The 19,466-nt window shown below is 49.8% G+C and carries 18 protein-coding genes; 13 read left to right on the top strand and 5 right to left on the bottom strand.

What is annotated here, in order from left to right; genetic code table 11:
- Nucleotides 1–121: 121 nt before the first annotated feature.
- From nirK to ACTHR7_RS04300, 4 genes are all read left to right on the top strand, one after another.
- Nucleotides 122–1,279, top strand: a complete 1,158-nt coding sequence (nirK, locus tag ACTHR7_RS04315) for a copper-containing nitrite reductase (protein ID WP_070584268.1) — start codon at nt 122–124, stop codon at nt 1,277–1,279.
- 173 nt (nt 1,280–1,452) lie between these two features.
- Complete coding sequence (locus ACTHR7_RS04310; protein ID WP_440370382.1) at nt 1,453–2,208, top strand: formylglycine-generating enzyme family protein; 756 nt, start codon at nt 1,453–1,455, stop codon at nt 2,206–2,208.
- A 210-nt stretch (nt 2,209–2,418) separates the two neighbouring features.
- Nucleotides 2,419–2,688 carry a 30S ribosomal protein S15 gene (gene rpsO, locus ACTHR7_RS04305; RefSeq protein ID WP_003679932.1) on the top strand — a complete coding sequence of 90 codons (270 nt, stop codon included), beginning with the start codon at nt 2,419–2,421 and terminating at the stop codon, nt 2,686–2,688.
- 175 nt (nt 2,689–2,863) lie between these two features.
- A complete protein-coding gene (locus tag ACTHR7_RS04300) occupies nt 2,864–4,957 on the top strand; it encodes an AsmA family protein (protein ID WP_070584264.1) in 2,094 nt (697 codons plus the stop codon).
- Between the two features lie 267 nt (nt 4,958–5,224).
- Here ACTHR7_RS04300 and ubiD read toward each other — a convergent pair whose 3' ends face one another.
- Complete coding sequence (ubiD, locus tag ACTHR7_RS04295; protein WP_440370381.1) at nt 5,225–6,703, bottom strand: 4-hydroxy-3-polyprenylbenzoate decarboxylase; 1,479 nt, start codon at nt 6,701–6,703, stop codon at nt 5,225–5,227.
- Nucleotides 6,704–6,952: 249 nt separating this feature from the next.
- Here ubiD and ACTHR7_RS04290 point away from each other — a divergent pair, with 249 nt between their 5' ends.
- The 7 genes from ACTHR7_RS04290 to trmA all read left to right on the top strand — a co-directional run bounded on the left by ACTHR7_RS04290 (nt 6,953) and on the right by trmA (nt 15,102).
- A complete protein-coding gene (locus ACTHR7_RS04290; protein ID WP_440370380.1) occupies nt 6,953–7,615 on the top strand; it encodes a DedA family protein in 663 nt (220 codons plus the stop codon).
- 66 nt (nt 7,616–7,681) lie between these two features.
- Nucleotides 7,682–8,665 (top strand): asparaginase, encoded by a 984-nt coding sequence (locus ACTHR7_RS04285; protein WP_440370379.1) that lies wholly within the window; start codon nt 7,682–7,684, stop codon nt 8,663–8,665.
- 13 nt (nt 8,666–8,678) lie between these two features.
- A complete protein-coding gene (locus ACTHR7_RS04280) occupies nt 8,679–9,446 on the top strand; it encodes a TatD family hydrolase (protein WP_440370378.1) in 768 nt (255 codons plus the stop codon).
- Nucleotides 9,447–9,733: 287 nt separating this feature from the next.
- Entirely contained in the window at nt 9,734–11,002 is a 1,269-nt protein-coding gene (locus ACTHR7_RS04275; RefSeq protein ID WP_440370377.1) for an Nramp family divalent metal transporter, read from the top strand.
- Nucleotides 11,003–11,158: 156 nt separating this feature from the next.
- On the top strand, nt 11,159–12,235 hold the full coding sequence (gene prfA, locus ACTHR7_RS04270) for a peptide chain release factor 1 (protein WP_440370376.1): 1,077 nt from the start codon (nt 11,159–11,161) through the stop codon (nt 12,233–12,235).
- A gap of 161 nt (nt 12,236–12,396) precedes the next feature.
- On the top strand, nt 12,397–13,899 hold the full coding sequence (gene pta, locus ACTHR7_RS04265; RefSeq protein WP_070584248.1) for a phosphate acetyltransferase: 1,503 nt from the start codon (nt 12,397–12,399) through the stop codon (nt 13,897–13,899).
- A gap of 117 nt (nt 13,900–14,016) precedes the next feature.
- Nucleotides 14,017–15,102: a tRNA (uridine(54)-C5)-methyltransferase TrmA gene (gene trmA, locus ACTHR7_RS04260; protein ID WP_003745788.1), complete on the top strand. Its 1,086-nt coding sequence runs from the start codon at nt 14,017–14,019 to the stop codon at nt 15,100–15,102.
- 69 nt (nt 15,103–15,171) lie between these two features.
- Here the strand turns inward: trmA and ACTHR7_RS04255 are convergent, their stop codons facing one another.
- Nucleotides 15,172–16,212: a zinc-dependent alcohol dehydrogenase family protein gene (locus ACTHR7_RS04255; protein WP_003745786.1), complete on the bottom strand. Its 1,041-nt coding sequence runs from the start codon at nt 16,210–16,212 to the stop codon at nt 15,172–15,174.
- 162 nt (nt 16,213–16,374) lie between these two features.
- Here ACTHR7_RS04255 and mutY point away from each other — a divergent pair, with 162 nt between their 5' ends.
- A complete protein-coding gene (gene mutY / locus ACTHR7_RS04250; RefSeq protein ID WP_003745785.1) occupies nt 16,375–17,409 on the top strand; it encodes an A/G-specific adenine glycosylase in 1,035 nt (344 codons plus the stop codon).
- Between the two features lie 6 nt (nt 17,410–17,415).
- Here the strand turns inward: mutY and ACTHR7_RS04245 are convergent, their stop codons facing one another.
- Nucleotides 17,416–17,772, bottom strand: coding sequence for a hypothetical protein (locus ACTHR7_RS04245; RefSeq protein ID WP_003745784.1), 357 nt, complete (start codon nt 17,770–17,772; stop codon nt 17,416–17,418).
- A gap of 3 nt (nt 17,773–17,775) precedes the next feature.
- On the bottom strand, nt 17,776–17,973 hold the full coding sequence (locus ACTHR7_RS04240; protein ID WP_003745781.1) for a zinc-finger domain-containing protein: 198 nt from the start codon (nt 17,971–17,973) through the stop codon (nt 17,776–17,778).
- 113 nt (nt 17,974–18,086) lie between these two features.
- Between ACTHR7_RS04240 and ACTHR7_RS04235 the strand changes: the two genes are divergently transcribed.
- Complete coding sequence (locus ACTHR7_RS04235) at nt 18,087–18,581, top strand: DMP19 family protein (protein ID WP_036493773.1); 495 nt, start codon at nt 18,087–18,089, stop codon at nt 18,579–18,581.
- Nucleotides 18,582–18,644: 63 nt separating this feature from the next.
- Here the strand turns inward: ACTHR7_RS04235 and ACTHR7_RS04230 are convergent, their stop codons facing one another.
- Complete coding sequence (locus ACTHR7_RS04230; RefSeq protein WP_003745777.1) at nt 18,645–19,418, bottom strand: M48 family metallopeptidase; 774 nt, start codon at nt 19,416–19,418, stop codon at nt 18,645–18,647.
- Nucleotides 19,419–19,466: the final 48 nt, after the last annotated feature.

The following is a 19,466-nucleotide window of genomic DNA, read 5'->3' as shown; positions in this document are numbered from 1 at the left end:
ATTCCCTGAACAATTTGATTTACATCAAAATATGACCAAACAAGCGCCTACATAATCATACAAAACTTCAAACCATCCTATCAGGATTCTTAACTTTTCTTACTATAAGGAAACTTTAAACATGAAACGCCAAACCTTAGCCGCACTTATCGCTTCTGTATTTGCACTGGCCGCATGCGGCGAGCAAGCTGCTAAACCTGCTGAAACTCCAGCTGCTACCGCTTCTGCTGAAGCTCCTGCCGCTTCCAACTCACAAGCTGCTGCAGAGACTCCTTCTTCAGAACTGCCTGTAATCGATGCTATCGTAACTCACGCTCCGGAAGTTCCACCTCCAACTGATCGCGATCATCCGGCTAAAGTACGCGTTAAAATGGAAACCATCGAAAAAACCATGACCATGGAAGACGGTGTTGAATACCATTACTGGACATTCAACGGCGACGTTCCGGGCCAAATGATCCGTGTACGCGAAGGCGATACCGTAGAAGTAGAATTCTCTAACAATCCTTCTTCTACCGTTCCTCATAACGTTGACTTCCACGCTGCTACCGGTCAAGGCGGTGGTGCAGAAGCTACCTTTACTGCCCCAGGCCACACTTCTACCTTCAGCTTCAAAGCACTGCAAGCTGGTTTGTACATCTACCACTGTGCCGTTGCTCCTGTAGGTATGCACATCGCCAACGGTATGTACGGTTTGATCTTGGTTGAACCTAAAGAAGGTCTGCCTAAAGTGGACAAAGAGTTCTACATCGTACAAGGTGACTTCTATACTAAAGGTAAAAAAGGTGCTCAAGGCCTGCAACCTTTCGATATGGATAAAGCGATTGCTGAACAACCTGAATACGTTGTATTCAACGGTCACGTAGGCTCTATCGCCGGCGACAACGCTCTGAAAGCTAAAGCTGGTGAAACTGTTCGTATGTACGTTGGTAACGGTGGTCCTAACTTGGTATCTTCTTTCCACGTTATCGGCGAAATCTTCGACAAAGTATATGTTGAAGGTGGTAAACTGATTAACGAAAACGTACAAAGCACAATTGTTCCTGCCGGTGGTGCCGCTATCGTTGAATTCAAAGTCGACATTCCAGGCAGCTACACTTTGGTTGACCACTCTATCTTCCGTGCGTTCAACAAAGGTGCTTTGGGTCAATTGAAAGTTGAGGGTGATGAAAACCCTGAAATCATGACCAAAAAACTGAGCGACACCGTTTACCAACCTGCCGGTGCTGCCGCTTCTGCTCCAGCAGCTGCGTCTGGTGCTTCTGAAGCCGCTAAATAATCTCTCGGTTTAATACGCCAAGCCACTGCTGCCCTACTCTTTAGAGCCGCAGTGGCTTCCATCACGATTAATCTTCCTATTCAATCAGACAGATTGATTTTTCAGACGGCCTTGTTATGATTAGGCTATCTGAAAAATAAATTTTCTGTTTCAATCGATAATAAGGGCGTACCATGAAACTCATACGACTCCTCCTCTTAGGCAGTGCCTTAATCTGCGGCAATACATTTGCTGCCGAAATGGTAAAAATCGAAGGAGGCAGCTACCGTCCTCTCTATCTCAAAAAAGAAACTTCCCTTATTAAAGTCAAACCTTTCCAGCTTGACAAATATCCGGTAACCAATGCTGAATTTGCCGAATTTGTGAAAACACATCCGCAATGGCAAAAAGGCAATATTGGCTCCAAACACGCTGAAAAAGCTTACCTGAAACATTGGGTAAAAAACGGCAGCAACAGTTTTGCGCCTAAAGCCAGCGAACTCAAACACCCTGTAACCAATGTTTCATGGTTCGCCGCAAATGCCTACTGCGTTTCCAAAGGCAAACGTCTGCCGACTATTGACGAATGGGAGTTTGCAGGCTTGGCTTCTGCCACTCAAAAAGACGGCTCTGCCGAGCCTGGCTATAACCGCACTATCTTAGATTGGTATGCAGACGGCGGCCGAAACGGCCTGCACGATATCGGTAAAAACAAACCCAACTATTGGGGCGTATATGATATGCACGGCCTGATTTGGGAATGGACTGAAGATTTCAACAGCAGCCAACTCTCTGCCGGCTCATCCAACACACAAATGTTCTGTAGCGGCGCATCCGTAGGCTCAAGCGATCCATCCAACTATGCGGCTTTCTTACGCTACGGCATCCGCACCAGCCTGCAGTCCAAATATGTTTTAAATAACTTGGGCTTCCGTTGCGCAAGCAAATAAAGTTTAGTTTTTATCACCAAAGCAGCTTTGGCGGTACTGAAAGGTATCGCCGCTTTTTTTGGCCGTCTGAAAAGATGTGGCATACCAAGACAAATTGTGGCATAATCCGCCCGTCTTTATAAAAAGGCACTTAGGAGTTTGCTTAGGTCGTTCGGCTTGGCAAACTTGTCCGAACCTGAAAAGGTTCTTTTATTTTCGGAGTTATCCATCATGGCATTGACCGTAGAACAAAAAGCACAAATTGTTAAAGATTTCCAACGTAAAGAAGGCGATACCGGCTCTTCTGAAGTACAAGTCGCTCTGTTGACCTTCCGCATCAACGACCTGACTCCTCACTTCAAAGCCAACCCTAAAGACCACCACAGCCGTCGCGGTCTGTTGAAAATGGTTAGCCAACGTCGTCGCCTGTTGTCTTACCTGCGTCGTACTCAGCCTGATACTTACCGTACACTGATTACCCGCCTGGGTCTGCGTAAATAATTTATGCTTAAATCAACACCGCCTTCGGGCGGTGTTTTTTATTAACATACCGAGCCGTCTGAAACACATGCCCACTCTGTGTTATACTTCCACACGCTTAAGCAGCAAGGCTTAAACTTCCAATCACTCCTTAAAGCTCCCATCAAAGCGAGAATCTGAATTGTCTGTTCATTCCATGTTGCACTCAGGAAAATTTTGGCTGAAAACCCTGGTTTTCAGCATTGCCGTGCTTTTATGCCTCGCGGCGGTATTGAGTGCCTTAATGTTCCGCATATTCAATACAGAAAACATCGACGCATTCATACAGAAAAACTTTTCCGCCCATGACTGCCAAGTCAAATACAATGCCAATATCAGCAGAAAATGGCTGCCTCGCCCTACGCTTATTTTAAAAGACCTCAGCCTTTCATCTGCCGAACCTGACACGCCGACGCTGAACATTGCCGAATCCAAAATGGGCTTTGGCTGGAGCAGCCTATGGTCAGACGCCCCCGTTCTTGAAAAATGGATTCTTTCCAATCCGTCGCTGACGCTGGGTCCCAAAAACCACCTGCCTGCCTGCCTGCAACAAAACCATACATCAAAAGAAAGCTTCCAGCTCAACCGCGTCATCATCAATAGCGGCAGCATCCGCTATTACAATAAAGAGCAAGATGTTGCCTTAAACGATCTGCAATTTTCCCTGCGCAGAGCCGATTCAGACGGCCGTCCATTCGATATTAGCGGCACACTGCAAAACATAGGTAGCCCTATCAGTTGGCAAGGCGTCGGCCATCTTGTACAAGATGATGCCGGCTGGAGCGTTCCCACCCTCAAATTAAACCTGCAAACCGTATTACTCAAAAACAAGCTTGATGCCCAAATCGCAGGCAGCCTTAATTGGCAAAATCAAACCGCCCTTTTCCGCGACTTCAATCTGCAAGCCGAAAGCGGCTACCAAAACTTGCATATCAACGCACGTTCTCCCCTCTTGCAATTCAAAAACGGCTATTTGCACCTCAACACACTCAACGGCGCATTGACTGCCGGCAGTGAAAACAACCAATGGGACGGTTCATTCAAACTGGACAAAACCAACCTCTATCCAACCGTTTTAACCGCCGCTAATCTTGAACTCAAAGGCAGCCATAAAAACGACCGCCTCCAAACCAACTTTACCTTTTCCAGCCCGTTGGTTTGGCAAAAAGGCAAAGGCATCGATGCGCCCAAACTGCACCTCAGCACCCTGCAAGACACCATCAACCGCCTTCCCCGCCCCCGATTCATCAGCACCCTTGAAGGACAGGCCAATTTCAGCCTCAATGCATGGGAAGGCCGTCTGAAAGGCGCATTTGACAGACAAGCCCTTGCCGTGGCCTTTAAATACCAACGCGATGCCCAACCGCGTCCGCACCTTGACGCCGGTATCGCCTTACAAAAACTCAATCTGACTCCTTACTTGGAAGATCTGAAAACCCAGCCATCACTGAATCTTCCTTCCCTGCTGGCCAAATCCTGGTTGCCCGACATTGAGGCTAACCTCCAAATCGGCAGCATTCAAACTGCTGGCCTGCAATTAGAAAACGTCGAATCCCTGCTTACCGCCGATAAAGAACATATTGCCCTGCACCGTTTCAAAGCCGGGCTTTATGGCGGCAAAACCGAGGGCGGCCTGAGTATTGCGGCGACCCAACCTGCTTCCTACCACCTTCAGCAAAACGCGAAAGGCATACAAATTCAGCCGCTGTTGCAAGACCTGTTCGGTTTCCACAGCTTTAGCGGCAGCGGCGATGCCGTTATCGACATTAAAACCACCGGCAACGACCGCGCCCAAATGATACAAGCCCTAAACGGCAGCCTGCTCCTCGATATTACCAACGGCGCATGGCACGGCATCGATATGGACAGCATTTTGAAAAACGGCATCTCTTCGGAAAAAATCGACAACAGCAACCTTAAAACCCCTTTCCATCATTTCATCCTCAATAGCGAAATTGAGAAAGGCATCAGCCATCATATCAACACCGAACTGTTTTCCGACAGCCTGCACGTTGTCAGCAGCGGCTATACCGATTTGAATACCCAAAAGCTGTCCGAAAACCTGCTTATCAGCAACGTACTGCAACCCAAAAACAAACCGATCCCCCTCAAAATCGGCGGAACCGTACAAAACCCTTCCATTACCCTTGATTACAGCCGCTTGACCAATGGCATGAACACACCGGCAGAAAAACAAAAAGTCCTGCAAGAAACCATACAAGAACAATGGAAGTGGCTCAAACCGCGCTAGGTTTTCAAATCAAAGGCCGTCTGAAACCCAAAAAGTTTCAGACGGCCTTTTAACAGATACATTGTCAGAATAAGATGTTTACTTAGAAATGACCATATACACAATCAGTGCAACAATGACGGCAGACCATACGGTCAATATTATCAAGCCTTTTTTGGAGAGTTTTCTTTTTCTCCAATCGAGCCTCAATATTTTTACCGTACCCTCAAACATCGCCCCAATCATTTCCATCACGATTTGAAGTATAAATTCCAATAGAAATGACATCTATAAGCCTAAACCCTCCCAAATCTCATCGATTTTGGCCGTAACGGCAGGGTCTTTTTTGATCACACGACCCCATTCGCGGTTGGTTTCACCCGGCCACTTGTTGGTCGCATCCAAACCCATTTTGCCGCCGAGTCCGCTGACAGGGCTGGCGAAGTCCAGATAGTCGATGGGCGTGTTTTCCATCAAAACGGTGTCGCGTACGGGATCCATGCGCGTGGTGACCGCCCAGATGACTTCTTTCCAGTCGCGCACGTTCACATCGTCATCCACCACGATGATGAATTTGGTGTACATAAACTGGCGCAGGAACGACCAGCAGCCCATCATCACGCGCTTAGCGTGTCCGGCGTACTGTTTTTTCATGCTGACCACCGCCATGCGGTAGGAACAGCCTTCGGGCGGCAGATAGAAATCGGTGATTTCGGGGAACTGCTTTTGCAAAAGCGGTACGAACACTTCGTTCAACGCCACGCCCAAAACGGCAGGCTCATCGGGCGGTTTACCCGTGTAGGTGGAATGGTAAATCGGGTTTTCTCGCATGGTGATGCGTTCAACCGTGAACACGGGGAAATGATCCTGCTCGTTGTAATAGCCCGTGTGGTCGCCGTATGGGCCTTCCAACGCGGTTTCGTTCGGATGAATAACGCCTTCCAATACAATTTCGGCACGGGCAGGCACTTGCAAATCATTGCCGATACATTTCACCAGTTCCGTCCGCGAACCGCGCAGCAGTCCGGCAAACTGGTATTCGCTCAAGGTATCGGGAACAGGCGTTACCGCGCCCAAAATGGTGGCGGGGTCGCAACCGAGCACGACCGCGACGGGATACGGCGTATCGGGATTGAGTTTGCGGAATTCCTGATAATCCAATGCGCCGCCGCGATGCGACAGCCAGCGCATAATCAGCTTGTTCTTGCCGATTAATTGCTGGCGGTAAATGCCTAAGTTCTGGCGTTTTTTGTTTGGTCCGCGCGTGACGGTCAAACCCCATGTTACCAGCGGCGCAACGTCTTCCGGCCAGCAATGCTGAATCGGAAGTTTATACAAATCAACGTCTTCGCCTTCCCATACAATTTCCTGACACGGCGCGTTTTTCACCACGTTCGGCGCCATGCTCCAAATATCTTTCAGCAGCGGCAGTTTGGAAAACGCGTCTTTAATGCCTTTGGGCGGTTCGGGTTCTTTCAGGTACGCCAGCGTCTGCCCGATTTCGCGCAGCTTGGACACGCTATCCGCGCCCATGCCCATCGCCACGCGTTCGGGCGTGCCAAACAGGTTCGCCAACACGGGATAACCGTAACGCGTGCCGTCCGGTTTAATCGGGTTTTCAAACAGCAACGCCGGTCCTTCGGCGCGCAGCACACGGTCGGCGATTTCGGTCATTTCCAAATGCGGCGACACCGGATGCTGAATGCGCTTGAGTTTGCCATCGGCTTCCAATCCGGCGATAAATTCTCGCAAATCTCTGTATTTCATGATTTCATTTTCCTGAACAGGCCGTCTGAAAACAGACCGCCATTTCGGGTTTGAAAGATAAACCAGCAGCTATTGTACCTGCCAAATCCGTCCATATCCCAACTTTCCACATCCAAATTTCCATATTTTTTGCAAACTACCGTCAAATTTAAACAATATCTGCTTGTGATTGCTTTCAGACGGCCTTATCTTTGGTAAAATTCCAACTTAATCCAGTCATCAATCAATATTTATCGTGGGACGGCGGCCATGTTTGCAATTTTAGAATCTTTTTTCGTTGAATACGGCTATGCGGCCGTGTTTTTCGTTTTGGTTATTTGCGGCTTCGGCGTGCCGATTCCTGAAGATTTGACACTGGTAACCGGCGGTGTGATTTCCGGCCTGGGTTATACCAACTCGCATATTATGTTTCTTGTCGGTATGCTCGGCGTATTGGCGGGCGATGGATTTATGTTTGCGGCCGGCCGGATTTGGGGGCAAAAAATCCTTAAATTCAAACCGATTGCGCGCGTAATGACACCCAAACGCTATGCCCAAGTACAGGAAAAATTCGACAAATACGGCAACTGGGTTTTATTCGTCGCCCGTTTCCTGCCCGGCCTGCGTACCGCTGTTTTCGTGACTGCCGGCATCAGCCGCAAGGTTTCCTATCTGCGCTTTATCCTGATGGATGGCTTGGCCGCGCTGATTTCTGTTCCGGTTTGGATTTATCTGGGCGAATACGGCGCACGCAATACCGACTGGCTGATGGAAAAAATGCACAGCCTGCAATCCGGTATCTTTACCGTACTGGGCATCGGCGCAGTCATTGTCGGCTGGATTTGGTGGAGAAAACACCGCCGCCATACCTTCTTCCGTGAAAAATTACACGAAAAACGCGCTGCAAAAGCCAAAAAACAAGCCAATCAATAAACCATTCCAGGCCGTCTGAAACACTTCCCTGCTTTCAGACGGCCTCAATCATTCATCAGAAACACCATGAAACAAAAAATCTTCGTCCTCTACACCGGCGGCACCATCGGCATGACCCAAAGCAGCGCCGGCCTGCGTCCCGACACCGCTCTCGTCGATAAAGCCCTTGCCCCCTTTTCAAACGGCCTTGATTTCGAATGGCACGTTTGCCAGCCGCTCATCGATTCTTCCGCAGTAACGCTGCAAAACCAACGCAACTGGCTGGAGTTTATTATCGCCAAACTACCTGACTATGACGGCATTTTGGTGCTGCACGGCACAGATACCATGGCGTACACCGCCAACCTCTTCGCCCTTTCGCTGCAAGGTTTGGACAAACCCGTTATCCTGACCGGCTCGCAATGGCCTTACGATGCCGCCAACAGCGATGCGCCGCGCAACCTTGCCACCGCCGTTTCCGCTTTCTCGCTCAAACTCAAACAAGTGGTAATTGCCTTTGACGGCAAGCTCTTCCCCGCCGTCGGCAGCAGCAAAGTCAGCACCGAGACCGCCGCAGGTTTTGACAACCTGCATTTTGGCGCGCTCACCGAATGGGAGGAAAACAAAGGTTGGCATAATATCCGTACCGCACCGACCCAACATTCAGACGGCCTCAAACCGCGTCTTCCAAATCCTGAAGCCAAAGTCTCCGTCCGCACGCTGATTCCCGGTTATGCCGCACAAGAACTTTCAGACGGCCTGCCCCACCTTTCCACTCAAGCCCTGATTCTGCAAAGCTACGGCCACGGCAATGCGCCGAGCGACGATGCGTTTGTCCGAGCCGTCCAAGCCTTTACGCAACAAGGCAAGTTACTGCTCAACATCAGCCAAGTGCCGCAAGGTTGCGCCGCCGCCGTCTATGCCCAAGGCGATGCTTTACGTCAGGCAGGTATTATCAACGGCGGCAAATGCAATCTCGAAACCGCCACTGCGCTGATGACCCTTGCCGTATCCCATGACTGGAATGCAGATAAGGTGCAACAGGAATTGCAACAATTAAATCTGCTGTAAACCGCCATTAAACATGACTTTCACCGACACCCACTGCCATCTTGCCGATCCTAAACTTGCCGATACGCTGCCTGCAGTGCTTGCCGATGCACAAGCCGTCGGCGTGGCTCGTTTTATCGTACCGGCTACATCCCCCAAGGATTGGCATTCCGTTGCGCAGTTGGAAAGGCCGTCTGAAAACATCCATATCGCTTTGGGCATCCACCCATGGTTTTCAGACGGCCTTAACGAAGCAGCATTCCAAGAGTTAGAGTCCGAATTAATCCGGCATCCGCAAGCATGGGTTGGCGAAATCGGTTTGGATTTTTATGGCAAAGAGCAAACCCAAGCACAACGCGACACGCAGACCGACGTCTTTATCCGCCAACTCATCCTCGCCCAAAACCTCAACCGCCGCGTCATCATCCATAATCTGAAAGCCACCGCCGCGATTGCAGCAGCCGTTAAAACCGCCGGTTTCACGCAAGGCGGTATCGTTCATGCCTTCTCCGGCAGCGTAGAAGAAGCACGGATTTTGGTGAAACTCGGCTTTAAAATCGGCATAGGATCGTTGCTGCTCAACCCTAATGCCAAAAAAGTCCGCGTTGCCTTACAAGCTTTAAACGACACGGATTTCGTTCTCGAAACCGACAGCCCTTTTATGCTCGGCCATGAAACCAATACACCAGCCAACATCCGCCGTATCGCCGAAATTGCAGCCGAACTACGCGGCATACCGCTGGCACAACTGGCTGAAATCACCGAGCAAAACGTGGATTCCCTGCTCCATATTTCCCCTTAATATGCCGACCTCAAGGCATCAAAAAGCCTTGCCCTGCCATTTCGTTTCCAAACCGACACACTCTGCCTCCCCTACCCCATATTCACGAATAAAAAGCGATACAAGGCCGTCTGAAAAAATGTTTTTGGCACAAAATATCGTTCATTGCACCATTTCAGCTTTTTAAAACCGTATTTTCCCGTTGATTGATAAAAAGTATTACGCATATTATTGGGCAAACTTTTTATTTACGTTAAAATATGCTTTTTTTTGATAATAAGGCCGTCTGAAACAGGCGGAAAATACTTATGGCAGAACAACATACACACTCCTCTACCTGGCAGAGCAAAATTAATGCCCTCGGCCCAGGCATCATGATGGCTTCGGCAGCGGTCGGCGGCTCGCACCTGATTGCCTCCACGCAGGCAGGTGCGCTTTATGGCTGGCAGCTTGCACTAATCATTATTCTGACCAACCTGTTCAAATACCCGTTTTTCCGCTTCAGCGCACATTACACACTGGACACGGGCAAAAGCCTGATTGAAGGCTATGCCGAAAAAAGCCGCGTTTATTTGTGGGTATTTTTGATTTTGTGTATTGCATCGGCAACGATTAATGCCGGCGCGGTCGCTATCGTTACCGCCGCCATCGTCAAAATGGCAATCCCATCACTGACTCTCGATACCGGCATAGTTTCCGCCCTGATCATGGCTTCCTGCCTGCTGATTTTGGCAAGCGGCCGCTATAAAGCGTTGGACAACGTTTCCAAAATCATCATCGTCAGCCTGACCATTGCCACTGTCGCCGCGGCAGCCGTGGCCATGTCTCGCGGTATGCAGATGAAACCCGACTTTATCGAGCCCACCCCATGGACGCTGGCCGGCTTGGGTTTCTTAATCGCACTGATGGGCTGGATGCCTGCGCCGATTGAAATTTCCGCCATTAACTCTTTGTGGGTAACCGAAAAACAACGCATCAACCCTTCCAGCTACCGTGACGGTATTTTCGACTTCAACGTCGGCTACATCACCAGCGCAGTGTTGGCCGTCGTCTTCTTGGCCTTGGGTGCCTATGTTCAATACGGCAACGGCGAAGCCGTACAAATGGCCGGTGGCAAATATGTCGGCCAGCTGATTAATATGTACGCCGTGACCATCGGCGACTGGTCGCGTCCGCTGGTGGCATTTATCGCCTTCGCCTGCATGTACGGCACCACCATTACCGTAGTGGACGGCTACGCCCGCGCGATTGCCGAACCGGTACGCCTGCTGCGCGGCAAAGACAAAACCGGCAATATCGAATTGTTTGCCTGGAACGTCTGGGTTGCAGGTTCGGGCTTAGCTGTGATTTTCTGGTTCAACAGCGCGATGGCCGAGCTGCTCAAATTCGCCATGATCACCGCTTTCGTTGCTGCCCCTGTGTTCGCTTGGCTGAACTACCGCCTCGTCAAAGGCGACAAACGCCACAAACTGACCATGGGCATGAACTTCCTCGCCATTATCGGTTTGATTTATTTGACCGGCTTTACCGTTTTGTTCCTGCTGAACCAAACAGGCATCTTGGCTGCGCCTAAATAAGCCCACACTAAAAAAGGCCGTCTGAAACTCAAAAACAGGTTTCAGACGGCCTTTCCAATCAATCATATCTTTTTGAATTTTCATTCAAACCCATTATAATGACTCCTTATTTCGCCGTTGCAGACCACTCGACGGCATCCGTATTTTGGAAAATTTATGAAGCCGTCTATCTTAGAAAAGCTACAACAACTCAGCGACCGACTGGAAGAAGTCACCCACTTGCTCGGTCAGCCTGAAGCCACGTCCGACATGGACAATTACCGCAAACTCACACGCGAACACGCCGAACTGACCCCCGTCGTCGAAGTCTTTCAAAACTATCAGCTGGCGCAAAGCGACTTGGCAGATGCCGAAGAAATGCTGTCCGACCCTGAAATGAAAGACTTTGCCGCCGAAGAAATCGAAGCGGCAAAAGCCAAAATTGACGAACTCGATACCGAGCTGCAAAAACTGCTGCTGCCCAAAGATGCAGATGACGACAAAAACATCTTCATCGAAGTGCGCGCCGGTACCGGCGGCGACGAAGCCGCACTGTTTGCAGGCGATTTGCTGCGTATGTACAGCCGCTACGCCGAGCGCAACCGCTGGCAGGTTGAAATCGTTTCTGCCAACGAAAGCGAATTGGGCGGCTATAAAGAAGTCATCGCCCGGATTATCGGCTTAGGCGCATACAGCCGTCTGAAATTTGAATCGGGCGGCCACCGCGTGCAACGCGTCCCTGCCACCGAAAGCCAAGGCCGTATCCATACTTCCGCCTGTACCGTTGCCGTCATGCCTGAAGCGGACGAACTCGAAGACATCGAGTTGAACCCTGCCGATCTGCGCATCGATACCTTCCGCGCATCCGGCGCAGGCGGTCAGCACATCAACAAAACCGACTCCGCCGTCCGCATTACCCACTTGCCGACAGGCATGGTGGTCGAATGCCAAGACGGCCGCAGCCAACATGCCAACAAAGCGCAGGCGATGAAAATCCTCGCCGCCCGCTTAAACGATGCGCAAAAACGCGAAGCCCAAGCCAAAGAAGCCGCCGAACGCAAATCCCTGATCGGCAGCGGCGACCGCAGCGAGCGTATCCGCACCTACAACTACCCACAAGGCCGCGTGACCGACCATCGCATCAACCTTACCCTGCACAAACTGGATTTTGTGATGGACGGCGATTTGGAAGAAATCACCAATGCCCTGATTGCCGAGCATCAAGCCGAGCTTTTGGCGGCAATGGGGGATTGATGAATTTGGTCCATTGCGTTTATACTTTTCAGACGGCCTGATGACATATGTCAATATGACCGTGAATACATTAAAGAAACTTCAATCCTGAAGTATTAAAATGCAGCACCAGCTGCGCCACAGCAACACCCTTCTACAATTAACGAAAGAGAGGACACAAAATGGCAAAAATCCTGATCGCACCGGTATCTACCGGCCTGAGCGCCGATGCAGCGGCAAAAGCATTTGCAGCGGCATTGAATGCGCAAGTTTTCCAAGCCGTTGACTCCACTACAGAAGCCCTGTTGGCTCAAGGCAAGAGCGACGACTGGTTTGACGCACTTGTCGGTAAAGTTACAGCATTGAATGCAGATAACCTCGTTATCGAAGGCATCACTCCTGATGCGGACAAATTGTTCTTGGCAGGCAAAAACGTCGAATTGGCGCTGTCTTTGGATGCAGGCGTTGTATTGGCGCTGAAATCCGACAACACCGACGCAGCCGCCGTCACCCAACAATTAAACCTCGCCAAACAGCTCTACACCAACTCCCCAGGCTTATTGGAAGGCTTTATCATTGACGGTGCAGCCGCTGCTTTAGGCGCACAAGTTGCCGAGCAAACCGGTCTGACTTTCTTCGGCTCCAGCGACAAACTGCAAGACGTATCCGCTTTGGCCAAACGCGAAGCCAAACGCCTGTCTCCAGCCCAATTCCGTTACAACCTGATCGATTTCGCACGCAAAGCCGATATGCGCATCGTTCTGCCTGAAGGTGCAGAACCGCGCACCGTCGCCGCTGCCGCCATCTGTCACGAAAAAGGCATTGCTCGTTGCGTACTGTTGGCGACCCGTGAAGAAGTTGAGGCCGTAGCAAAAGAACGCGGCATCTCCCTGCCTGATTCTTTGGAAATCATCGATCCTGCCTCTTTGGTTGAGCAATACGTCGAGCCGATGTGCGAATTGCGCAAATCCAAAGGCCTGACTCCTGAAGATGCACGCAAACAGCTGCAAGATACCGTCGTACTGGGTACCATGATGATGGCTCAAAACGACGTGGACGGTTTGGTTTCCGGCGCAGTCCACACTACTGCCAACACCATCCGCCCTGCACTGCAACTGATTAAAACCGCTCCAGGTGCAAGCCTCGTATCCAGCGTATTCTTCATGTTGCTGCCCAACCAAGTTTTGGCGTTCGGCGACTGCGCGGTTAACCCGAACCCAACGCCTGAACAACTGGCCGACATCGCCATCCAATCTGCCGACAGCGCCAAAGCCTTCGGTATCGATCCAAAAGTGGCCATGATTTCCTACTCTACCATCAACTCAGGCAGCGGCCCTGATGTCGATGCAGTGATCGAAGCAACCAAACTGGCTAATGAAAAACGCCCTGATTTGGCCATCGAAGGTCCGTTGCAATACGATGCGGCTACCGTTCCATCTATCGGCCAATCCAAAGCTCCGGGCAGTGCTGTTGCCGGTCAAGCAACCGTTTTGGTTTTCCCAGACCTCAACACCGGCAACTGTACTTACAAAGCCGTACAACGCAGCGCCAACGTCCTGAGCGTAGGTCCGTTATTGCAAGGTTTGCGCAAACCGGTTAACGACTTGTCCCGCGGCGCATTGATTGAAGACATCGTCTTCACCATCGCCCTGACTGCCGTTCAAGCCAAACAAATGCAAGGCTGATTGACAAGCTGATGCTTTGAAATCAAAGGCCGTCTGAAACCAATGTTTCAGACGGCCTTTCGTATCTTTGCACCAACTATATTATAATTCGCCATTATTTTCTGAAAGACTGCCCTGATGACTGCCTACCAGCAACAACTAGCCGATAAAAAGCAATATCTTCAGCAACTTTTCCAAGGACTGGATTTCCCTGAAATCGAAGTCTTTGAATCTCCGGAACAGCATTACAGAATGCGTGCCGAGTTCCGCATCTGGCATGAGGGCGGCGAAATGTTTTACGCCATGTTTGAGCGCGGGCAAAAGGCAAGCGGGGCAAGCCTGATTCGTTGCGACCAATTTCCTGCCGCATCCGAATCCATCAATGCCTTGATGCCGAAACTGATTGAAGCCGCATCCAATCATCCCGAGCTGAAAAACCGCTGGTACGCCGTCGAATTTTTGTCCACTTTAAGCGGCGAAATGCTGGTAACCATGATTTACCACAAGAAGCTGAACGAAGCATGGCAACAAGCCACGCAAGAGCTGGCGCACAATTTGGGCATCCACATCATCGGCCGCAGCCGCGGACAAAAAATCGTATTGAGCCAAGATTTTGTGACCGAAGCATTGGAAGTCAACGGCAAAACCTTCTGCTATCGTCAAATCGAGGGCAGCTTTACCCAACCCAATGCCCAAGTGTGCCAAAAAATGCTGACGTGGGCGTGTAATGCAGCACAAAACTTAGGCAAAGACCTGCTTGAGCTGTACTGCGGCAACGGCAATTTTACCCTGCCGCTTTCACAACATTTCAATCAGGTGCTGGCAACCGAAGTTTCCAAAACTTCCGTCAACGCCGCCCAATGGAATATTGAAGCCAACCAAATTACCAATCTTAAAATCGCCCGCCTGTCTGCGGAAGAGTTTACCGAGGCCTACACGCAAAACCGTGAATTCCGCCGCCTGCAAGAACAAGGCATCGACTTGAAAAACTATGACTTTTCAACTATTTTTGTCGATCCTCCACGCGCCGGTGTTGATGATGAGACGCTCAAATTGGTGGCCCGATTCGACAACGTCCTCTATATTTCCTGCAACCCTGAGACCCTGCGCGCCAATCTCGACACGCTCTGTCAAACCCATACCATTGAACGCGCCGCCCTGTTCGACCAATTCCCATTTACCCACCATATCGAAAGCGGCGTTTGGTTGAAGAAGAAAAAATAAAACCATACAAAAAGGCCGTCTGAATGTTCAGACGGCCTTTAATTAACGGCATATTAAGCGATTTTCAAATCAATCCGCTTCCAAAACTACTTTCATGGCTTGGTTTTCAGCAGCGTGTTTGAATACATCGTAAGCTTTTTCCAATTCGCTGAATTTGAAATGGTGGGTCATCATTTTGGTGTAATCTACTGAGCTGCTGGAAATGGCTTTCATCAGCATTTCGGTGGTATTGGCGTTAACCAGGCCGGTAGTAATGGCAAGGTTTTTAATCCACAGTTTTTCCAGTTTGAAATCAACGGATTGACCATGTACACCGACCACTGCGATATGACCGCCGGGTTTCACGATGTCTTGACACATATTCCAAGTCGCAGGGATACCGACCGCTTCAATGGCGCAATCTACGCCGTCTTCGCCGACGATAGCGGTAACTTGCTTGCTCACATCACCGGAAGCAGGGTTGATGGTATGGGTCGCGCCCAATTCTTTCGCCAGTTTCAAGCGGTTTTCATCCATATCGCAAACGATGATGGCGGCAGGGCTATACAGTTGCGCAGTCAGCAACGCAGACATACCGACAGGGCCGGCACCGGCGATGAATACGGTATCGCCAGGTTTCACATCGCCATATTGCACGCCGATTTCGTGGGCGGTAGGCAAGGCATCGCTCAACAGCAGGGCAACTTCTTCGTTGACGTTGTCAGGCAGCGGAACCAAGCTGTTGTCGGCATAAGGCGTACGGACGTATTCGGCTTGCGTACCGTCGATCATATAGCCCAAGATCCAACCGCCGTTGCGGCAGTGTGAATAAAGTTGGATTTTACAGTTGTCGCAAGTACAGCATTTGCTGACACATGAAATAATGACTTTATCACCAACTTTGATGTTTTTTACAGCGTCGCCGACTTCTTCTACAATACCGATGCCCTCATGACCGAGAATACGACCGTCGGCAACTTCAGGGTTTTTACCCTTCCAAATACCCAAGTCAGTACCGCAAATCGTGGTTTTAACGATTTTGACGACTGCATCGGTCGGATCGATAATTTGAGGACGAGGTTTTTCTTCGAAACGGATGTCGTTTGCGCCATGATAAACCATTGCTTTCATGTGAATCTCCTTGATCGGTTAATAAACTTTAACAATACAGCGTAAATCCACGTTAACTATATTTATATACCCCTCCACCAGATAAGTCAATCCTGACTATTATTTCGTATGTTATAGTGTAACACTATGTTTTAAAAATGAATAATTAAAAAGTAAATATTAATGAACACACCCACATCCTTCGCGCGACGACTCATCGATTGGCAACGGCTGCATGGCCGTCACAACTTGCCTTGGCAGGTCAAAGACCCTTATTCCGTCTGGCTTTCAGAAATCATGCTCCAACAAACACAGGTTGCTACCGTATTGGACTACTATCCGCGTTTCTTAGCCAAATTCCCAACCGTGCAATCGCTTGCCGCTGCGCCGCAAGACGAGGTTTTATCCTTGTGGGCAGGCTTGGGCTATTACAGCCGCGCACGCAACCTGCACAAAGCCGCGCAACAAGTCATCGGACAATTCGGCGGTATCTTTCCATCCGAACGCAAGGACTTGGAGTCGCTCTGCGGCGTAGGCAGAAGTACCGCTGCCGCCATTTCTGCCTTTGCTTTCAACCGACGAGAAACCATCTTGGACGGCAACGTCAAACGCGTTCTCTGCCGTGTCTTTGCCCAAGACGGCAATCCGCAAGATAAAAAATTTGAAAATTCGCTTTGGACACTTGCCGAAAGCCTGCTGCCGTCTGAAAACGCCGATATGCCTGCCTATACACAAGGGCTGATGGATTTAGGCGCAACCGTCTGCAAACGGACAAAACCTTTGTGTCATCAATGCCCTATGGCAGACATCTGCGAAGCAAAAAAACAAAACCGCATTGACGAGCTTCCCCGCAAAAAAACTGCTCCCGAAGTGCAAACCCTACCGCTTTACTGGCTGATTATCCATAACACTGACGGCGCATTATTGCTTGAAAAACGCCCTGCCAAAGGCATTTGGGGCGGTCTGTATTGCGTACCCTGTTTTGAAAAATTAGACGATTTGTATGCTTACGCCGAACGCTTCGGCATTATTTCAGACGGCCTTGAAGAACAAACCACGTTTACCCACCGCCTAACCCACCGTTTATTGATGATTACCCCTTTTCAGACGCAACAAAGGCCGTCTGAACATCTTTCAGACGGCCTTTGGGTATCATTGGAACATTTGGCGGATTATGGTTTGCCCAAACCTTTAATCAAATATTTGACTAAAGGCTAAACCGCCCTATTCCACAATCTCTTTAAATACAACTTCTTTTCCGCCGCGAATCAGTACGGCAAACCCGTCGCCAATCTGCCAACGCGAGCTTGGATTGGCGTACTCGACGCCCTGACTCCGCAAGCGGACTTGCACCAGTTTCTCAACCGTATTGCCTTCACGCAGCTCAACCATCATCGGGCTGTGGCTGTTGATATAAATTGCAGTAATCGTCCGACCTTGTGCGGATTGATAACGGACAGAATACGTCTGCGCCTGTGCAATGACCGGTAACGGCGCGTCAGGGCGCACGGCCTTATACGAGCCGCACGCGGCGCACAAACTCACGCACAAAGCGCAGATGATTTTGTTCGACATAGACATAGATTAGTAATGATGATGCGGAATCTCGCCATCAAGACGGTAATAAGTGCCGCAATACGGGCATTCAATCTCACTATTGGACTGAATCGGCAAGAACACGCGCGGATGGCCGTTCCATGTTTCATGATTAGGGCCGGAGCAATGCAGCGGCAAATCCTGCGGTTTGATGACTACAACGTTTTTTTCAGACTGTGTACTCATGGTTTGGTTCCTCACTATGTTTTCTTATCTTCCGATATTGTAAAGCAAAACGGCTGCTAGGTTCAGACTGAAAACATTATATAATCACTTTTTTCAGACGGCCTTTGATGATGATGACTACCCTGCTCCGCCTTCAAGATTTCGATACTTCCGATTCCGCCTCATTTCTTTATACACTCAGCGCAGCCTATTTGGACCACACCGAACAGGCAGGCGACGAGGAAATGTCCGGCCTCAACGACGAACAGCATACATTGACCGCCCTTTGCTACCTCGACAGCCAAGTTCAAGAAGGCGGCTTCGTACAGCTTATCGCTTCAGGATACGGAGAATACATCTTTGGCAACCCGGTTGCCGACAGCCTGCGCCGCTGGCGCATCAAACCGATACCGAAAATCTTAGACAAAGCCAAAGCCTTGTACGAAAAACACGGCGAAGCCATTGAAAAAATGGCAGACGAGCAAAAGGATTTCGACGAAATCCGCAAAGCTTTTCCCGATTTTGAAGAGCTTGACGGCGATTATTATGACGTTGCCGACGAAGACTTGGAAACTGCGGCAGCCTACGTTCAGGCAAATTGGGATAAATTTGCCAAACTGTCAGGCTGAAACCATAAAACTTTGCCGGTTTGAATCATCTGTTCAAACCGGCAAAATCATCAATACATCGAATTAACGCTTGTTTTTCTGATAAATCGGCATTACTTCAGGCAACATTTTACGGATTGCATTGATACGCGCCTGATTGGTCGGGTGGGTCGACAAAATAGACAATGAGCTGCCGCCCTGTACTTTGTTCATTTTTTCCCACACGCTTACCGCAGCCTCAGGGTTGTAGCCTGCTTCAGCCATCAAACGCACACCGCCGGCATCCGCTTCGCTTTCCTGATGGCGTGAGAACGGTTTGGTTGCCAACAAATCTGCACCCAAGCCGACCAAATCACCATCCACACCGGTTGAGCTGGCCAAAATCGAACCGCCCAAGCCGGTCAATACTTGTCCGCCCAAGGCTTTTTTACTGTGTTCCAACAGAGCATGGGTCATTTCATGGCCGACAACGGCGGCAATTTCATCATCAGTCAGCTTCAATTTCTCTACTATACCGGTGTACACGGCCATTTTACCGCCTGGCATTGCCCATGCGTTCATTTCATCACTGCGGATAACGTTCATCTGCCAGTTGAAAGGCACGCCGGTTTTGTTGGCGCGCTCAGCATGAGGACGCAGACGTGCAAACACGCGTTGAACGCGTTGAGCAGTTGGAGATGAAACATCCAAAGCTTTTTGACCACGCGCGTTTTGAATGACTTGTGAGTAACTTTTGGCAGCATCTTCATTCAAAGTCGCAGTATCGTAGCCAACCATATCCGCTACAGAAGTACAGCCGGTCAACGCCAAAATCACACCCATGCCGGCCCAATATTTTTTATTCCATTTTTTCAACATGTTTTCTCTCTGTGTTTTAAAATTAATGTAACGACATTGTACCCAAAT

The sequence above is a fragment of the Neisseria sp. P0007.S010 genome (assembly GCF_051962875.1).
Lineage (GTDB): Bacteria > Pseudomonadota > Gammaproteobacteria > Burkholderiales > Neisseriaceae > Neisseria > Neisseria subflava_A.
This window is presented reverse-complemented; position numbering and strand designations above follow the sequence as displayed.